Source organism: Streptomyces avidinii (genome assembly GCF_014650695.1).
Taxonomy (GTDB): domain Bacteria; phylum Actinomycetota; class Actinomycetes; order Streptomycetales; family Streptomycetaceae; genus Streptomyces; species Streptomyces avidinii.
Genome location: NZ_BMVL01000006.1, coordinates 347,725 through 364,445, shown reverse-complemented (window position 1 = coordinate 364,445; position 16,721 = coordinate 347,725). Strand labels below are relative to the sequence as shown.

Annotated in this window: 18 protein-coding genes and 1 pseudogene; 10 read left to right on the top strand and 9 right to left on the bottom strand. The window is 70.5% G+C overall.

Annotated elements, in window-relative coordinates:
- Nucleotides 1-159 precede the first annotated feature (159 nt).
- Complete coding sequence (locus IE257_RS18135; RefSeq protein WP_189969816.1) at nt 160-1,500, top strand: lysine N(6)-hydroxylase/L-ornithine N(5)-oxygenase family protein; 1,341 nt, start codon at nt 160-162, stop codon at nt 1,498-1,500.
- 12 nt (nt 1,501-1,512) lie between these two features.
- The gene (locus IE257_RS18130) at nt 1,513-3,075 is read left to right on the top strand and encodes an amidohydrolase (RefSeq protein WP_189969814.1); all 1,563 of its coding nucleotides are present in this window, start codon (nt 1,513-1,515) and stop codon (nt 3,073-3,075) included.
- A 404-nt stretch (nt 3,076-3,479) separates the two neighbouring features.
- Here IE257_RS18130 and IE257_RS18125 read toward each other — a convergent pair whose 3' ends face one another.
- The gene (locus tag IE257_RS18125) at nt 3,480-3,650 is read right to left on the bottom strand and encodes a hypothetical protein (protein WP_189969812.1); all 171 of its coding nucleotides are present in this window, start codon (nt 3,648-3,650) and stop codon (nt 3,480-3,482) included.
- A 21-nt stretch (nt 3,651-3,671) separates the two neighbouring features.
- Nucleotides 3,672-4,073 (bottom strand): hypothetical protein, encoded by a 402-nt coding sequence (locus IE257_RS18120; RefSeq protein WP_189969810.1) that lies wholly within the window; start codon nt 4,071-4,073, stop codon nt 3,672-3,674.
- A gap of 341 nt (nt 4,074-4,414) precedes the next feature.
- Between IE257_RS18120 and IE257_RS18115 the strand changes: the two genes are divergently transcribed.
- On the top strand, nt 4,415-4,624 hold the full coding sequence (locus tag IE257_RS18115) for a hypothetical protein (protein ID WP_189969808.1): 210 nt from the start codon (nt 4,415-4,417) through the stop codon (nt 4,622-4,624).
- Nucleotides 4,625-5,010: 386 nt separating this feature from the next.
- Here the strand turns inward: IE257_RS18115 and IE257_RS18110 are convergent, their stop codons facing one another.
- The 3 genes from IE257_RS18110 to IE257_RS18100 form a co-directional block, all read right to left on the bottom strand.
- Nucleotides 5,011-5,490, bottom strand: coding sequence for a hypothetical protein (locus IE257_RS18110; protein WP_189969806.1), 480 nt, complete (start codon nt 5,488-5,490; stop codon nt 5,011-5,013).
- A 72-nt stretch (nt 5,491-5,562) separates the two neighbouring features.
- Complete coding sequence (locus IE257_RS18105; protein WP_189969804.1) at nt 5,563-5,979, bottom strand: hypothetical protein; 417 nt, start codon at nt 5,977-5,979, stop codon at nt 5,563-5,565.
- A 363-nt stretch (nt 5,980-6,342) separates the two neighbouring features.
- Nucleotides 6,343-6,963: a hypothetical protein gene (locus IE257_RS18100; protein WP_189969802.1), complete on the bottom strand. Its 621-nt coding sequence runs from the start codon at nt 6,961-6,963 to the stop codon at nt 6,343-6,345.
- A gap of 103 nt (nt 6,964-7,066) precedes the next feature.
- On the opposite strand from IE257_RS18100, the pseudogene IE257_RS39465 reads away from it, so the two are divergent.
- Together IE257_RS39465 and IE257_RS38950 are read left to right on the top strand one after the other, a co-directional pair.
- A pseudogene (locus tag IE257_RS39465) lies at nt 7,067-7,432 on the top strand (FG-GAP repeat domain-containing protein); the annotation flags it as partial.
- A gap of 56 nt (nt 7,433-7,488) precedes the next feature.
- Nucleotides 7,489-7,614 carry a hypothetical protein gene (locus IE257_RS38950; RefSeq protein ID WP_268251412.1) on the top strand — a complete coding sequence of 42 codons (126 nt, stop codon included), beginning with the start codon at nt 7,489-7,491 and terminating at the stop codon, nt 7,612-7,614.
- A 236-nt stretch (nt 7,615-7,850) separates the two neighbouring features.
- On the opposite strand, the gene IE257_RS18095 is transcribed toward IE257_RS38950, so the two are convergent.
- Nucleotides 7,851-8,363 carry a hypothetical protein gene (locus IE257_RS18095; RefSeq protein WP_189969801.1) on the bottom strand — a complete coding sequence of 171 codons (513 nt, stop codon included), beginning with the start codon at nt 8,361-8,363 and terminating at the stop codon, nt 7,851-7,853.
- A gap of 375 nt (nt 8,364-8,738) precedes the next feature.
- Nucleotides 8,739-10,637, bottom strand: coding sequence for an FHA domain-containing protein (locus IE257_RS18090; RefSeq protein ID WP_189969800.1), 1,899 nt, complete (start codon nt 10,635-10,637; stop codon nt 8,739-8,741).
- Nucleotides 10,638-10,818: 181 nt separating this feature from the next.
- On the opposite strand from IE257_RS18090, the gene IE257_RS18085 reads away from it, so the two are divergent.
- The gene (locus tag IE257_RS18085; protein ID WP_268251411.1) at nt 10,819-12,462 is read left to right on the top strand and encodes a serine/threonine-protein kinase; all 1,644 of its coding nucleotides are present in this window, start codon (nt 10,819-10,821) and stop codon (nt 12,460-12,462) included.
- An 18-nt stretch (nt 12,463-12,480) separates the two neighbouring features.
- Entirely contained in the window at nt 12,481-12,717 is a 237-nt protein-coding gene (locus tag IE257_RS18080) for a hypothetical protein (protein ID WP_229920469.1), read from the top strand.
- A gap of 26 nt (nt 12,718-12,743) precedes the next feature.
- Here IE257_RS18080 and IE257_RS18075 read toward each other — a convergent pair whose 3' ends face one another.
- Nucleotides 12,744-14,060 carry an MFS transporter gene (locus IE257_RS18075; RefSeq protein WP_189969798.1) on the bottom strand — a complete coding sequence of 439 codons (1,317 nt, stop codon included), beginning with the start codon at nt 14,058-14,060 and terminating at the stop codon, nt 12,744-12,746.
- Nucleotides 14,061-14,201: 141 nt separating this feature from the next.
- Between IE257_RS18075 and IE257_RS18070 the strand changes: the two genes are divergently transcribed.
- A complete protein-coding gene (locus IE257_RS18070) occupies nt 14,202-15,167 on the top strand; it encodes a LysR family transcriptional regulator (RefSeq protein WP_189969796.1) in 966 nt (321 codons plus the stop codon).
- A gap of 39 nt (nt 15,168-15,206) precedes the next feature.
- Here the strand turns inward: IE257_RS18070 and IE257_RS18065 are convergent, their stop codons facing one another.
- Nucleotides 15,207-15,767, bottom strand: a complete 561-nt coding sequence (locus IE257_RS18065) for a YciI family protein (protein ID WP_189969795.1) — start codon at nt 15,765-15,767, stop codon at nt 15,207-15,209.
- A gap of 163 nt (nt 15,768-15,930) precedes the next feature.
- Between IE257_RS18065 and IE257_RS18060 the strand changes: the two genes are divergently transcribed.
- Nucleotides 15,931-16,119 carry a DUF6381 family protein gene (locus IE257_RS18060; RefSeq protein ID WP_189969793.1) on the top strand — a complete coding sequence of 63 codons (189 nt, stop codon included), beginning with the start codon at nt 15,931-15,933 and terminating at the stop codon, nt 16,117-16,119.
- A gap of 187 nt (nt 16,120-16,306) precedes the next feature.
- Nucleotides 16,307-16,714, top strand: coding sequence for a hypothetical protein (locus tag IE257_RS18055; RefSeq protein WP_189969791.1), 408 nt, complete (start codon nt 16,307-16,309; stop codon nt 16,712-16,714).
- Nucleotides 16,715-16,721 lie beyond the last annotated feature (7 nt).

Sequence of the window (16,721 nt, the reverse complement as noted above, 5' to 3'; positions counted from 1 at the left end):
GTGATTCGATCTGATTTGCCCATCGACAGCTCCATTGCCTCAGGTTAGCCTTCCCTAAGTTCCTCTCGGGCTCGGCTCCTTCGGCGTGCCCTGCCCTGCCCCCGGTTCCCCCCATGCATGGCAATCGGCTGCCTGCCCCCCCGCACGACTGGGAGTGACATGTCACAGGATCTTCCCGATGATGCGCCGTTGATCCACGACCTCATCGGCATCGGCTTCGGCCCCTCGAACGTGGCCATGGCCATCGCACTCAGCGAGCACAACGCCGGTGTCGGACCTCAGGAGGCGGTCACCGCCCACTTCTTCGAGCAGCAGCCGCGCTTCGGCTGGCACCGCGGCATGCTCATCGACGACGCCACGATGCAGGTGTCCTTCCTCAAGGACCTGGTGACACTGCGCAACCCGACGAGCGAATACAGCTTCCTCTGCTACCTCCAGAGCCGCGGCCGTCTGATCGACTTCGTCAACCACAAGAACCTCTTCCCGTTGCGCGTGGAGTTCCACGACTACTTCGAGTGGGCCGCCGCCAAGGTCGACGACATGGTCTCCTACGGCTGCGAGGTCGTCGCCGTACGCCCCGTCGTGCGCGACGGAGTGATCGAGTACCTGGACGTCACCGCCCGCTCCGGCACCGAGCTGGTGGTCCACCGGGCGCGCAACCTGGTCATCGGCACCGGCCTGCGCCCGCAGATGCCGGAGGGCGTGGACCGCACCGACAAGGTCTGGCACACCTCGGAACTCCTCACGCGCGTGGCGGCCCTGGACGGCGCGGACCCCTCCCGCTTCGTCGTCGTCGGAGCCGGCCAGAGCGCCGCCGAGAACGTGGCCTTCCTCCACCGCACCTTCCCCCGGGCCGAGGTGTGCGCCGTCTTCTCCCGCTACGGCTACAGCCCCGCCGACGACAGCGGCTTCGCCAACCGGATCTTCGACCCCGCCGCCGTGGACGACTACTTCACCGCGCCCGAGGAGATCAAGCGCAAACTGATCGACTACCACGCCAACACCAACTACTCCGTGGTGGACATCGACCTGATCGACGACCTCTACCGGCAGGAGTACCAGGAGAAGGTCCTCGGCACCGAACGGCTGCGCTTCCTGAGGGTGTCGCGGCTCGCGGACGTCACCGAGACCACCGACAAGGTGCTCGTGACGGTCGAGTCGCTGGTCACGGGGGAGAAGGAGGCCCTGGCGGCCGACGCGCTGGTCTACGCGACCGGATACCGCTCGGCAGACGGCCTCGGACTGCTCGGAGACGTCGAGAAGTACTGCCGGCGCGACGACCTCGGCCGCGTCGGCGTCGCCCGCGACTACCGTGTGCAGAGCGAACCCGAACTGCGCTGCGGCATCTACCTCCAGGGAGGAACGGAGCACACGCACGGCATCACGTCCTCCCTGCTGTCGAACACCGCCATCAGGGTCGGGGAGATCCTCCGGTCCATCGTCACCCACGGCCGGGTACCGGTACCGGCCTCGCACACGGCGCCCACGCCCACGCCCTGAGGACCTGCCCCCATGCTCTGCACCAGGCTGACGAACGCCACCTTCCTCACCATGGACCCCGACCGTCCCGTCGCCCATGACCTGGGCATCTGGCGCGGCCGGATCGTCGGCCTGGACGAGGCCGTCACCGCACTGCCGGCCCGTGAGGTGGTCGACCTCCGGGGCGCCACCGTCCTGCCCGGGTTCATCGACTCCCACGTGCACCTGGCCTGGGCCGGACTCAAGGCGGTCACCCCCAGCGTCGCGCCCTGCGAGCGCGTCGAGGACGTCCTCTCCGTCGTCGCGGAGGCGGTCGCCCGCAAGCCGCGCGGGGCGTGGGTGGACATCGCGGGCTACGACCAACGGGCCCTGGGCCGACACCTCACCGCCGTCGAACTGGACAAGGTCAGCGACGGCCGCAAGGTATTCATGCTGCACGACTCGGGACACGGCTGCGTGGTCAACGGCGCGGTCCTCGACCTGCTCCCCGGCGAACTGGCCCACGGCGAGGGCTTCCTCGCGGAGAGCGCCATGACCACCGCCCGCCGACTGCGCCTGCCGTACGCGCAGGAGGAGATCGCCGACGCCATCGAGCACGCCGGCCGCGCCTGCCTCGCCGAGGGCATCACCGCCTGCGCCGAGGCGGGCATCGGCGGCGGCCTGCTCGGCCACAGCCCGGTGGAGCTCGGCGCGTACCAACTCCTGCGCGACCAGGGACGTCTGCCGCTGCGGGTCCAGCTCATGGCCGCCGCCGACACCCTGCGACCCGTTGCCGCGCACGCCTCCGACGGGATCCCCAGGGCCCTCGACCTCGGCCTGCGCACCGGCTTCGGCGACGACTGGCTCTCCCTCGGCGCGCTCAAGGTCTACACCGACGGCGGGATGATGGCCCGTACCGCGGCACTCACCCGGCCCTACGAAGGGACCGACCGGGCGGGCGAGTTCCAGGACACCCCCGAGCGGATCACCGACACCATCGTCGACGGACACCTCGCCGGCTGGCAGCTCGCCGTGCACGCCATCGGCGACCGCGCGGCCGACCTGGCCCTGGACGCCCTGGAACGGGCCCAGCGGCTGAGGCCGCGGCCGACCGCCCGGCACCGTATCGAACACGCCGGCCTGATCCGGCCCGACCAGCTGGCGCGCTTCGCCCGCCTCGGCGTGAGCGCGGTGATCCAGCCGAACTTCCTGCGATCCTTCGGCGACGACTACGCGGCCGTGATGGGCGCGGACCGGGCCCCCTGGCTGTACCGGGGCCGGGGATTCCTCGACCACGGAGTCACCCTGGTGGGCAGCTCCGACCGACCCGTCACCGACGGATCGCCGCTGCGGGCGATCCAGTTCATGGTGGAACGAGCCTCCGCGTCCGGTGCCCTCATCGGCCCCGACGAGGGCCTCACCGTGGAGGAGGCCCTACGCGCCTACACCGTCGCGGGCGCCTTCGCCTGCCACTGGGACGCCGACGCGGGCACCCTGGCTCCCGGCCGGCGCGCGGACCTGACGGTGCTGGGCGACGACCCGCGCCGGGTCGACACCTCGCGGATCGGAGCGATCGAGGTCGTCGGCACGTACGTCGACGGCAAGCCGGCCTACTAGGCCGACTCCTTCGGATCTCGTCGCCCGGCTTCCGGAAGAGCCGGCACAGGGGCACGACTCCTCGTTCTCGACCGTGCCGAAGTCGGTCTCCGTACGTGGTGCCGGCGGGCAGTCCGTCCCGGCGGCCTGCGGGTCGCACCCGTGAGGGCGAGGACCCAGGCGACGGCGACTTCGGCCGCTTCCTGCGTCAGCTTCTCGTCACAAGGGCCAAGAGCCGTCATCTCATCCATGATCATGACCCCCTGCCGAGACCGGGTTGAGGCGGCGCGGGCGCTGGGCCAGAGCCGCGAAGCCCTGCTGCGGGTGACGATCGGCCTGTGCGGGGTGTGGGTGTATCGGCCGTGTCCTGCGGCGTTGCTGCGTCGGCCTCGACACGGTTGGTGGTCGTGGTGCGGCGACGGCGATCAGGAAGCGATGTCGGCGAGGATCGCACGACGGGCGTCGATCGCGGCGGCGAGCAGGCGCTCGTCCAGCATCGTCTCGCCGTCCCGTGTGGAGTCGTTGACCGGTAGACGGGTACGCCGGTCGATCGGTGCCGTCAGCGACGGCAGCGCGGGCAACGCGTGCCGACCCATTCGTGCCAGGCCTTCCGAGTACTACTCGCCGATCGCGTAGTCGCCGAGGTGCGGTGTCATGAGGGCGAGAATGCGGGGCAGAGCCGTGGGGCCGGCGTGCCGCAGCCACAGTGGAGCGCACATCGCCTGCATGCGTCCAGGCCGTTTGAAGGTGAGGTTGTACAGCTGGGCAGCCTGCCGGAAAGTCAGCGGACCCGCGTCCAGCACCGCCCCGAAGATCTCAGAGGCACGGAGAAGTCGCCCGGTGTCCACGGGCTCGGCTCGAAGGACCGCGGCGGCGGTGGCGCTGTCGTACGAGGACGGCGGACTTCCGGAGGGCCGACTGGCTCGGGGATACGGAGTGAAGGGGACCTCGGCGACCAGCGCGCCATGTGCGTGCATCGCAGCCTCCGAGATGGACGCGGTGGTGAGAGCCTTGGCCATCGCCGGGCTGATGACGCGTCCGCAGTGACGGACGAGCAGGGGCAGGAGTCCGACCGGGGCCGCCCGCCAGTCATGACAAGCCTCCCGGGCCAAGCCGGCGCCGATGTCCCGGGTTGCGGGATCGGCAAGGAGCCGCGCCACCAGAGCGTAGACGTGCCGCTCGCGCCCAGTCCGTACAGGACCCGACCCCAGCGCCACCCGGCGCCGTCCAGGTGGCGCGAGGCCTCCCGGGCATCGGCGAGCAGCGCCCTGTCGAGCGGCAGCCACCGCTGCGGAGGGGCGACGCTCAGGGTCTCCAGCCGGGCAAGGAACCGGACGGAGGCCAAGGAGTCGTCTTGCAGGTGAGCGACGGAGCCCCCGAGCCACTCGGCGAGGGCAGTGCGCACCACGGGCTCGGTGAGTGCACCGAGAGCCCTGAGCGCAGCATCGTTGCTTCCGGCGTGCACGCCGAGATACGCGGCCCGGCGCCGCACCTCTTCATCGGGGTCGGTGAGCCGGGCGAGGGCGGCCTCGGCGGCATCAGGCCAAGGACGCCCGGCCCCGGCGGATGACAAGAGGTGCATGACCTCACGACGTACGAACGCGTCGTCGGCCCGGGAGAGCTGAAGCAGCCGGACGGGCACGGGGCCGGTGCGGTCGGCGTGTATCGCGTCGAGGACTGCGATGCGGGCAGGGTGGGCGGCAGTCGTGGCGTGTCCCGCGGACACGGCCTCGTCCAGCCACTTCATCGGACGGGGCGGTGGGCGCCCTTCGCGGCAGAGAATGCGGTCATGCGGCTGATCATGTCACGCGCAGAAACCGCTGGGCCACGACATTTGTCCTCTGACGCAGTCCCCCGGCCGCTGCCGCCGGGGCTTCTGTCGCCGGCTGTGGACTGCACGCTGTTCCGCGAGGCCACCGAAGCAGGGCTCACACTGACGACACCACGACTCCGAACTCAGTCGACAGTTCGCTCCGCGCCGTAATAGCCCCAACTCAACCGGCGTCGCATGGCGTCGGTGCCGACTGCCTGGATATGTCCGATCAGCATCGACCTCTGCGGTTCGGGCAGATGTCGGCCGTGTGCCGTGGTCCATTCGGGAGTGCAGAACAGTTCGGACGCCCCGTCGAGTTGGGCCGGGCTCGGGGGGTGCGCAGCCAGCGCGGCGAGGACGAGGTCAGCAGATTCATCGTGGAGTTGGCGCCCCGAGCCGCTGCACCGGCATTTGTCACCGGTCCCACCGTCCACGATGGCCAAGTGGCGTGCCAGGTCGGCGATCTCGTCACCCGTCACCACGAGCCGCGACAGGTCGATGGAGTCAACCTCGCCGGGCGCTCCCTCGACGATCACCACGCGTGTGGCCCGGTTCAGTACGTCCTGCACTCGGGCAGTTGTCGGAACGTCCTCGGTCATCCTCACCGTCTCTCTGTTGATCACCTGCCCCGGAGGATATCGGCGGCACTCGGCCGGCGAACGGCCAATTCTCGACCGCAAGGCGACTGCCGCAGGTCAGATTTCCAGTTCGACACCGAACCCGCCGGGCGGCGGGGTCTGAACCCGGTCCGGGTTTTCCTTGTCCAGAACATCCGGGCGGGGTATCGGAGCGGGCTTCGGACCGTCGGGCTTGTGCTCGCAGTACACCTTGCCCCGGTAGAACTTGCAGCCCGGCATGTTCTCCACGTCTCGGGGCTTGTTCTTCTTGCCCTTGGACCTGTCCTTGCCGCCCCGCTCGTGCTTGTCGCCCTTGCTCTCGTGACCACTCTTCGTGTGGTCGACGTGACCGGCTGCGAACGCGGTGGCTGCGGCGGCGTGCGGCGCGGTCTGGGCGGCGAACGCGCTGGTGGGCACGAGCAGCGCGCCACCCGTGATGAGGGCGGCCGAAGCGGTGAACATCGCGAAACGCTGCTTGCGGGAAGTGCGGGCCATGAGAAATTCTCCAGTGGGAGGCGGAGTGGGGAGAGAACCCAGAAAATGGGGGCGATATGTCTCTTTTGTTCTCTTATGAAGAGACTGGCTGCCTGACTTCATGAGCCTGTCCGTCGACTGTCACGAGCGTGTGACAGGGCAGGGAACCGTCCGGGTGCGTCAGCGACGCCCCGCAGACCCGGAGCGCGCTGTGGCGCGCGGAACCGGCCGTGGGGGCCGTGTCCGGCCCGCCCGTACGAGTGCTGCACAGTGCCGGTCGCCCGCGCTCACCGGATCCTCTGTTCCGCGTGCCGGTTCTTGTCGTGGACCACGGCTGACCGTCGTGCCGGGCCGCGGACGCTTCCAGGTGCGAAGGAGGCGGTTCTAGACGGCTTGGCTGCCGGCGGCTTCCGCCTGCTCGAACGTCTTCTCGCAGGCAGGAGTGCTGTTCGCGGCCACGAGCGAGAGATGCTCACGCGTGCCGGGCCTCTTCGCATGCACAACCAGGAGATGCCATGTGCCTTTGGTCAGCGAAGATGCGACGGTGTGGGTCCTCTTGAGGCGCTGAGTGGGCCGCCATTGCCGGCCGGTGAGGTTGTCCAGGAGCGCGGCCCACCGCGCGTCGCTCACGTGTTCGTAGGATTCCCAGGGTGCCAGGCATCCAGGCACCATGAACGATCGGGGAGCGGCCGCCGGTCCCAGCCCAGCAGTGGCGGTCGCGGCCTCGAAGTCCGCCATGACCTGCTCAATCGTCGGCCCCGGACCGGAGTACAGGGGATCCGACGAGGCCGGCTCCGCCACCCACCCGGAAGGCTCCGGATCCGGAGCCAGCAGTGAACCGCCGACGATGAATCCCAGTCCGGCGAGCACGAAGGCGGCTGCTTTGAGTCTCTTCCTGTTCCTGGTACGGCTCTCGGCACCGCTCAAAGCCCCGGTCTCGGCACGGCCGCCGTCATCGTCCCCGGTCTCGGTCTCGGTCTCGATGGCGTTCTCGGTCCCGCTCATGTACGTCCCCCCGTGACGGTGCTGTCCAGCCGTCGGGTCAGGACAGCTGTGGCAGGAGTTTCACACGCCCTGCCGCACGCTACGCAGGCGGGGCCCGGAAGGAGTGGTGGACCGCCGCCGCGGTGCGCGGCGCGTGTGGCTTTGTCCTGCGAGAACCGGCAGCCCCACCAGTCGGCCGCCCATAGTGGTGACGGCCCGGTCCGCCGGCGCACTCGCCCTGCCCGTCGGCGCCCCGGTCACCGCGCCGAGCAGCGCCGCCGAGCAGCCACCGCACACCCGGCTCCGCCAACCGCCCGGCCGCACCACGGAGTCGGCGCGGGTGGCCGCCGCCAAGCCGAGGCACGACGTCGACGGCGACGGGCGGCCCGACGTGCTCGCCCGGGACACCTCCGGCCGGCTGTTCCTCTACAGGGGCACCGGGACGTCCACCGCGTCGTTCGCAGCCCGGGAGCAGGCCGCCAGCGGCTGGAACGTGTACGACATGCTGGTCGTGCCGGATACATCGACGGCGACAGCAAGGGCGATGTGCTCGGCCGCCTCCCCAACGGCGACATGTACCTGTACGCCTCGACCGGCAACGCCGGCACCGCGACCTTCACCGCCCGGGTGAAGTCCGGCACCGGCTGGAACATGTACAAGAACATGATCTGATTCCCGCGGCCGCCCGGCGGACGGGCCCGCGTCCGTCGCGTTGCCGTGTCCCGCGAGGGCCGGCCGTCGGTGTGTCGCCTGCCCACAGGTGGCGGCCGATGGCCATGCGTCGTCTCCGGCACGGCAGGTGCATTGATGCCGGGACCGGACGTGCGGGGTATGCCCAGAAGGAGGACTGGCTTCCTCTACCGAGTTCCGTCGCGAATACGCGGAAGGCGTCGATTTGCCTTTCGGGATCAGTTTTCGTCATCGGTCGGCTGGCAAAGCGGTACGTGCAGCTCCTTCGACCACGTCTCGGTCCTGTGATCGTAGGCCTGTATGTACCCGTTGTTGGCGCTGTTCCGTGCACAGGGCCAGCTGAAATAGGTCCTTACGAAGATCGTTCCGCCGGGGTGCGATGGATGCAACTTCGCTGTCTTCGTCGCATTGACCACCACTTCGCCGCTATAGCGTTTGATGAGAATCGTGGCCGGGTACCCGGCGCTGAGATTGAGGGCGGCAACATTCAAGTCCCCATCGAACGCGTAGGTGTAGAGGTAGAGTTGCCTCTTTATCTTGTCTGTTTTCTTTCCGGGGGGAAATATCTTCCTGAGGAGACCGGTGTTGGGGCTGGGTTCAGGGTCGGGTGTAATGAGGGCGGGTGCGGCGGCCGGAGCGGCGTCCGCCGAGGCCCCGGAGAGGGAGATGCCTCCGGTGGCCAGAGTTGTGGCCATGACGAGAGGGATGAAGTGCCGGCGGATGGTGAGCACAGTAGGTTCCCTTCCCGGCTTGTGAGCGTTGGTTTTGCGTGGGCCGAGCAGGCGATGAGATGTCCACGCGCTGTTGTCCGTGGCTCGTTGCGTGCAGGAAGGCTGGTGTCGGATTCAAAAATTGCCTGATCAATGATTCCGTCGCGGAGATGTCAGGCTCGAATGAGCTCGGCGATTCTCATTTTAGGTGTTTCCGGCTGCCGCGCACTTGCTGGCAATGGTTCTCGGCGAAAGTGCAGGTCGTCATCGACGCCGACACCCGGCGACGGGGCTGCTCGTCCCGCACCGCAAAGTGCCGGATGCCCCCTCCTGCGAGGTCAGGAGGAGGAGGACTGCGCCGAACGCCGAAGGGTCCGCGCCCCTCTGCAACAACCTTCAGGCCTGCGGCTGCAGGGCTCGCGGGTCCGCCGGGCGGGGTACGAAGACCGGGGAGTCCGACTGGTAGAAGAGGTCGATGTCGGCCTCCTCGCCGCCGACGATCAGGGTGTCCCAGGCGCCGCTCTCCCGCAGGGTGCGGAGGGTGGTGGGGGCGATCGGGGCGAGGTGGGCGCGGAGTTCCGCGTCCGAGGGCAGGCCCGGCAGCCGGGACCCCAGCCGGTCGCGGATCTCGGCCATCCGCTCCAGCAGCACGTCCAGGTCGCTCCCGTCCGCGACGCCGGCGCCCGCTTCCGCGCTGCGCGCGATGATGTCCTTGATGGCGCGGGTGACGCCCTGGTCGTCGGTGGTCACCATGGCGTTCCAGGCCCGGCTCTTGTGCCGGTACTGGAGCATGGACATGGCCGCCTCGTGCCGAATGAAGTCGGCGTCCCGCAGCGGCTTGCCCTGCCAGGCGCGGCTGAGCGAACGGGCCAGTGAAGTGGCCGAGGCGAGGCCGCTGTTGAGACCGCGGCCCGGCCAGAAGTGGATGGCGTTGGCCGCGTCGCCCAGCAGGAAGCCGTACGTGCCGGGGGTGGTTGCGGTCGGCCGGTGCAACTGGGCGGTGAACCGCGGGCGCTGGACCATGTCGAGGCGGAACGAGGTGATCGCCGACAGATCGTCCTCCGCCACGCCGAAGAGGCTGAGGCCCTGCCGGATCTCCTTCCACAGCGGCGAACTGCGCAGCAGGGCGGGCAGGAAGAGGGTGCCGTGGGTGGGGCAGCGGAACTCGTTGTCCTCCTCCTGCCGGCTCATCAGGCAGGGGCGGGTGGCGATGCACTCCTCGAAGACGTGCCTGACCGGGTCGATGCCGATGACGTTCTTGGCCTCCTCCCGGGTGAGCCGCATGTTCAGGAAACCCTCGCCGCGCAGCGAGTTGAGGAGGAAGCGGTTCTGCGACACCGTGAGCAGCACGCTCATCGAATCCGGCAGCTTCGACTTGACCCGCAACCCCAGCACGATGTCCTGAAGGTGCTCGCCGTCGAGGGAGTAGATCGAGGCGTCGGCCGCGCCGAAGCGGTCGGCATAGTGCTCGCGGGTACGGGAGCGGCCGCCCTCGCAGACCACCAGCACGTGCTCCTGGGTGAGCCGGTTCTGCTGCTCCGTCACGTCGAACCGCTTGGGGACGAGCCGGATCGCCGGCCTCCGGTTCGCCAAGTCCAGCAGGCGGTCCTCGATGTGGGCGATCCGGATGTTGCGGGGCGGGCGGCCGTCGACCGAGTCCGGGCCGACGGGCCACATCTCGGAATAGGCGCCGCCGTCGTCGAACAGCGCGGCGAGGACCTCTTCGGACAGGGCGAGGTACTGCCGGCTCTGGACGGTCACCACCTGCTGGCGGCGGAAGTTGCCCTGGGTCTCGTCCTTCCAGACGACCGCGGAGCCCTTCCTGGTCCAGCGCCCGTCGTAGAGGGTGATGGCGGTCCGGCCGGGCAGCATCTCGTCGAGCGCCAGGGCGAAGGCAAGGCCCACCGGGCCGCCGCCGGTGATGGTGACCCGCAGCATGCCGGGGTCCGTGGTGCTCGCCCGGGGGATGGCCATGAGGGAGAGGTCCATGACCGTCTCCATGGAGTCCTGCGCCTCATAGAGGAACGTTTCGTCACCGATCCGGATGCAGTCGTTCGGGCGCAGCACATGCCGGGTGACGCGCTGGTCGTTGACGAACGTGCCGTTCCGGCTGTCCCGGTCGTAGAGGACGAACCCGGGGTCCTCCGTGAGGATCTCGGCGTGCAGCCGCGAAGCGCTGGGGCTTACGATCACGACGCTGTTGTCGCTCTTGCGCCCGAAGCTGAGGGGCTCGCTGCCCAGAACCACGCTCTGTCCGGTGAACGGACCCGTGCGCCCGACGATGACCGATGGCACTCCACACCCCTTGAAAACGACGCCGCTGATACCGCGTACGACTTCCTCGTACGACTGCAACACGTCATCGAGAACGTGTTCGGTTCAACCATTTCTGAGAATCTTTTGCGCCCCGCTGAACCCGGGGCCCGGTCCGTACGTGATGTTCGCGTCGGCCGGCGATGAGAGGGAGACCGCCCCCATGTACAACGAGGAAACCGAGACCGTGACGGAGACCGCACTTGCGGCCACCACTGCGGCCACTACCGTGGCGACCAGCGCGGATGCCACCGCCACCGCCGGTACGGCCGGGGAAACGGACACGGTCACCACCGTCGCCGCGCCGGGAGCGGAGGGCGGGGAACGGCTCGTCGCGGGCCGCTACCGGCTGCTGTCCAGGCTCGGCGAAGGCGGGATGGGCACGGTGTGGCGGGCCCGGGACGAGACCCTGCACCGGGAGGTCGCCGTCAAGGAGGTGCGGGCCCCGGCCGGACTGCGGGCCGGTGACATTGCGCGGATGTACAGCCGACTGGAGCGGGAGGCGTGGGCGGCAGCCCGAATACCCGACCGCAATGTGGTCACGGTCCATGACGTGGTCATGGAGGACGACCGGCCCTGGATCGTGATGGAACTGATCCGCGGGCAGTCGCTGGCCGACCTGCTGCGGGCGCAGGGGCCGCTCACCCCGCGGTACGCCGCGCACATCGGCGCGGAAGTGCTGAGCGCACTGCGCGCCGCGCACGCCGTCGGTGTGGAGCACCGGGACGTGAAGCCGGCGAACGTGCTGCTCGCGGAGGACGGACGGGTGGTGCTCAGCGACTTCGGGATCGCGATGGTCGAGGGCAGCACCGCCCTGACGATGACCGGCGAAGTGGTCGGTTCCCCCGAGTACCTGCCGCCGGAGCGGGCGCTGGGCCGCCCCTCGGGCCCCGAGTCCGACCTGTGGTCCCTCGGCGTGCTGCTGTACGCGGCCGTGGAGGGGGTCTCCCCGTTCCGGCAGGACACCGCGCTGAGCACCCTGCGGGCCGTCGTGGACGAGGAACCGCCGGCGCTGACCCGTGCCGGCCCACTCGCGCCGGTCATCGCCGGGCTGCTCCGCAAGGAGCCCGCGGAGCGGACCGCCGCCACCGAAGTCGCCGCAGCCCTGCGGGACATCGCGCACGAACCGGATGCCACGACGGCAGCCTCCCGAATCCTCCCGACCCCCGCGCAGCCCGCCGCAGCCGCGGTCTCCTTGCCCGCCCCCGCCCCCGCCCCCGCCCCCGCCCCCGAGGTGGCAGTCACCTCGGCATCGGCATCTACGGCACCCGCGGCGGCAGCGGCGCCTGCGGCAGCGGCGCCCGCCGTGCCTTCGGTCATCGAGCCCGCGCCGGGCCCTCCGGCGGATGCAGCCCCGCGCCGCACGCGTCGTACGGCGGTCTTCGTCGCCGCCGGCGCGGCCGCCTGCGTACTGATCGCCGGTGGGATCGCCTACGCGTTCACCGGCAACGACGCGGACAGCGCTCCCGGTTCGGGCGTACGGGTGTCGGTGGCTGGCGCCAACACGACCTACACCGGCAGCTGCCCGACCCCCGAGGGCCGGGCCCCGGCATTCACCGCGACCTTCACCGCGTCCGAGCCGACGCTGGTCTCCTACCGCTGGGTGTCGGGCGACGGCTCCGTGGTGGATCCCCACTGGCGCACCATGTCGATCGGGGACAAGGCCAACCCCACGGGACACGACACCGTGCGCCTGACGACGTACACGAAGGCAGGCACCCTGACCACCGGGATGGCCGTGGAACTCCAGAGCCCCACCCGCACCCTTTCCAACCCGGTCCCCTTCTCGATCACCTGCACCGGCTGACCTGATCGGCTACCTCGCGTGTGCGCCGCCTTCGTGGTGCTGGCCCGCCCGCTGGCGGCCCGTGGCCACCGGGGCTGGGCCGTCGCCTCCCGGTGCGTGCCCGTCGGCGTCCTGGCCGGATTCGCGGGCTCCGCCGCATCGGTCCTGGCCTTCACCGCCGGGGCGGGCCTCGGCCTGTGCTGGCTGGCCGCGGTGACGGCCCGACTGGCCGCGGATCCGGCGATGCCGCCGACCCGCAGGGCCCGCGCCTCGTAGCCGGACCCCTCCGCGGGGGCGGCCCGTCAGGTACGGCTCGGCGCCGGCTCCGGCTCGGAGGGTCGTGCCGGGGTGCGGTGGGGGAGCAGCAGCGGGGTCGCCAGGAGCAGGGCGCCGAGCAGGCCGATGGCCGTACGGGGCCCGAGCAGGCCGCCCAGCACGCCCCAAACGGCCGTGAGCAGTGCGGTCGACGCCTTGGTCGTCACGGCCCAGGCGGACAGCGTGCGGGTGACCCGGTCGTTCGCGGTGCGTTCGAGGCGGTACGTGGCATGGACGGGGTTGAAGACCCCGCAGCAGAGGATCAGCCCGAACTCGACGCCGATCACCAGCAGCAGCCCGCCGGTGCCCGGTCCCACGAAGGCCAGGCCGATCGGCCAGATCGCGCGCAGCGTCCCCGCGGCGACCAGGATCTCGCGCTGCCCGAACCGGGCGGCGAGCGGCCGGGCCAGCCGCGCTCCGAGCAGCCCGCCGATCGACGGCGCGGCGAAGGCGAGGCCGTACTGCCACGGCGCGAACCCGAGTCGGCCGAGCATCAGGACGGCCAGCAGTGGCTGGGAGGCCATCAACAGGCCGTTGAACAAAACGGTGTTGAAGAACAGCGGACGCAGTGACGCGTCGGCCAGGAGGTACCGCCAGCCGTCGAGCAGATCCCCGGCCCGCAGGCCCCGGGCCCTCCGGTGCTCGGGCTGCGGCTCGGGTCCGCCCGTCGCGCGGATGCCCAGGGCCGAGAGCAGATGACTCACCGCGTCCGCCGCCACGGTCGCCACCGGGCCGAGGAGCCCGACCGCCGCGCCGCCCAGCGGCGGCCCGATGATCGTGGTCGTCCACGCCGTGGCCTCGAACCGGGCGTTGGCGACGAGCAGATCCTCGCCCGGCACCAGCGCTTTCAGGTAGGCGCCGGAGGCGGCACGGAAGGTGATGTCGCCCGCCGCGACGACGACCGACACCAGCAGGAGCTGGACGTAGGTGAGCGCACCGAGCACGAACGCGACGGGGATCGTCAGCAGCGCCGCGCACCGCGCCAGGTCCATCGCGATCAGCACCGGCCGTTTCCGGCGGAACTCCACCCACGGACCGAGCGGTACCGCCACGGCCGCGCCCACGGCGGCCCCCGCGGCGGAGAGCGCGGCGACCTCCGCCGGTCCGGCGTGCAGCACCTGGACGGCGATCAGCGGGAACGCGCCGAAGGCGAGCCACGTCCCGAGCGCGCTGGTCCCGTACGCTGCCCAGAGCCACCCGAAGCGGTGCCCCAGACGGCGCCCCGGGCGGTGTCCCCACCGGCGTCCCGGCCCGTGTCCCGGCCTGTGTCCCGGCCTGTGTCCCGGTCCCTGTCCGCTCCCCATACCTGCTCGACGCCCCTGCCCGCTCACGCTCCTGCACAACCGATCCGCGATCGGAATCATCAAAGCGAGCGGCGCACCCAGCGATCAAACAACCGCAGCACCATCAGCCACAACCAATGGTTGTGGCCATAGGGTGGAGGCATGGACCTCGACACCGTCCGGACCTTCGTCGTCGCCGCCGACGCGGGGCAGTTCCAGGAGGCAGCCACCGAGCTGGCGGTCACCCAGCAGGCCGTCTCCAAGCGCATCGCCACGCTGGAGCGCAACCTCGGCGTGCGCCTGTTCACCCGTACGCCGCGCGGCGCCGAGCTCACCATCGACGGGCAGGCCTTCCTGCCCCACGCACGCGAACTGCTGCGCGTCGCCGAGCGGGCGGTCACGTCCGTGCGCGCCGGCCGCCGCCCGCTGCGCGTCGACGTGATCGCCTCGCGCGTCGCGCCTTCGGGCCTCATGCGCGGCTTCCACCGCGCCCACCCCGAGATCGACCTCGACGTGGTCATGCTGCTCGACATCGAGACGGCCGTCGCCGCGATCCGGTCAGGAGAGATCGACGCGTCCTTCCGCGCCGTCGCCGCGCCCGGCCGGCCCCTCCCGGACGACATCCGGTCCGTCCGCGTCCTCGACGAGTCGCTCCAGCTCCTCACCGGGCCCGCTCACGCACTTGCCGGCGCCCGGTCGGTGACCGTCGCCCGGCTCGCCGGGCACCGGATCTGGATGCCCGGGATCGTCCCCGGTACCGAGTGGGGCGCCTACTACGACGAGCTCGTCGCCGAGTTCGGCCTCACCATCGAGGCGACCGGCCCCAACTTCGGGTCCGACGCACTCCTCGACACCATCGCCGACACCCCGGCCCTGGCCACCTTCATGGGCGAACACACCCGCCTCGTCTGGCCCGCCGGCCACGGTCTGCGCCGCATCCCGGTGACCGACCCGACGCCGGTGTACCCGCACTCGCTCCTGTGGCACCGCGACAACGCGCACCCGGCGCTGGCCGCTCTGCGCGCCCACCTCGCCGCCGCAGGGGACGACCGCGATGCCGCCGGGACATGGGCGCCGAGCTGGGCGGTTCCGCCGGATGGCGCCCCGGGGCACCTTCCGGCACGGTGACCGGCTGACAGGCCGGCACGCCCACACGCTGCCGTCACGTCACCGCCGTCCGCCGAACTCCCAGTCGTGGACCTCGACATCGGCACAGGCGTCCACGGTCAGGACCGCGCGTGCCGTCGCGGCGTCCGGAGCCCGGACCAGCGCGGCCGTACCCAGCCATGCGCTGCCGTCGTCCGACAACAGCGGGCCGTACGCGATCAGCTCGTCCTCGCCGGGCGGCAGGGCGAGGGCGGCGGTGGCGGCGGTGGCCGGTCCCGCGCCGAGGCCGAGTACGAGGTAGCGATTGCCCCCGGTCCGGCCACCGGGAAAGTCCCACATGGTGCGCCCGAGCATGTTGCGCCAGCGGAGCAGGAGCACATCCCGGTACACGCCGGCCTGGTAGCCGGGCTCGTCGAAGGCGAAGGCACGCGCGGCAGCGGGATCCGGGACATCGACGATGTGCACGCTGCCGCTGGGGGCGTCACCGCCGGGGACGAAGGTCGGGCCCCGGGCGATCAGTTCCTTCTCGTACTGGTCCATGTAGGACCAGTGCCGTTCCAGCAGTTCCCTGCGCAGCGGCAGGGAGCCGGTGCGATCGCGGTGGTAGCAGAAGAATTCCATGATGAGGGACTCTTCCCGAGAGCCGGCGGCGGATCAACGGGTTCCGTTGCGCGGGGTTCGGATGCGGCCCCGGGAGTCGACCGGTAGCGCACGGTGCTCCTGGTGAATGCCCCTCGGATGTGTGGGTAGCCGGATACACACCAGCCCGACCGAGGAGGTCGACGTGAGTATCGAGAACCCGTCCGGCAAGCGGGCCCAGGAGATGCGGGACAAGGCCCAGGAGCTGGAACAGGCCGCCCAGCACGCCACCGATCCAGCGGAGCAGCAGCGGCTCACGAGGAAGGCGCTGCACATCCGTGAGAAGAGCGAGCAGATGAACGGCCCCGGCGCCGGAACCATGGACCCCATGTAGGCGCCGCCCCGCCGCCCCGCCGCCGAAGAGCTGAACCTTCGAGTCGCCGAACCACGGCCACCCCGTGAGATCCCCGCGGGTAACCCTTGCGTAGGGTTGCTACTGGGAACTCTTTCGTTGGTGTTTGTAAGGGGGACACGGGGTGGGTTCGTTCGACGAGGAATGGGCGCGTCACAGGGGCGCCGCTGTGGGTGAACCGGGTATGCGGCTGGCGAGCGCCGCGAGCGCCCAGGACGGCGGCGGTGGCGGCGGTGACGACGGGGACGTGAAGACCAGCAGAGCTGCGTGGACGGCGGCCGGCGTTGCGGTCGGGGGCCTGGGCGGTGATCTGAAGAAGGCCCTGACGGGCCTCGAAACCGGACAGGCGGGCCTCGCCACCGGTGGTGGGGTGGAGACCGCGGGGGCGCAGTCCGAGGTCTACCAGACCTGGAAGACGTACCTGGAGTCGCTGTCCGGCCGGTGCACCGGCCTGCAGGGCAAGCTGGAGCGGGTGGGGATCGATCTGTTCCTCACCGACGAGAACATCAAGGGCCTCTTCACGGAGTTGGGGAAGCAGTACCAGGACACCCCTGCCACCGGCGGGCAGGGGAGGTGACCTGAGC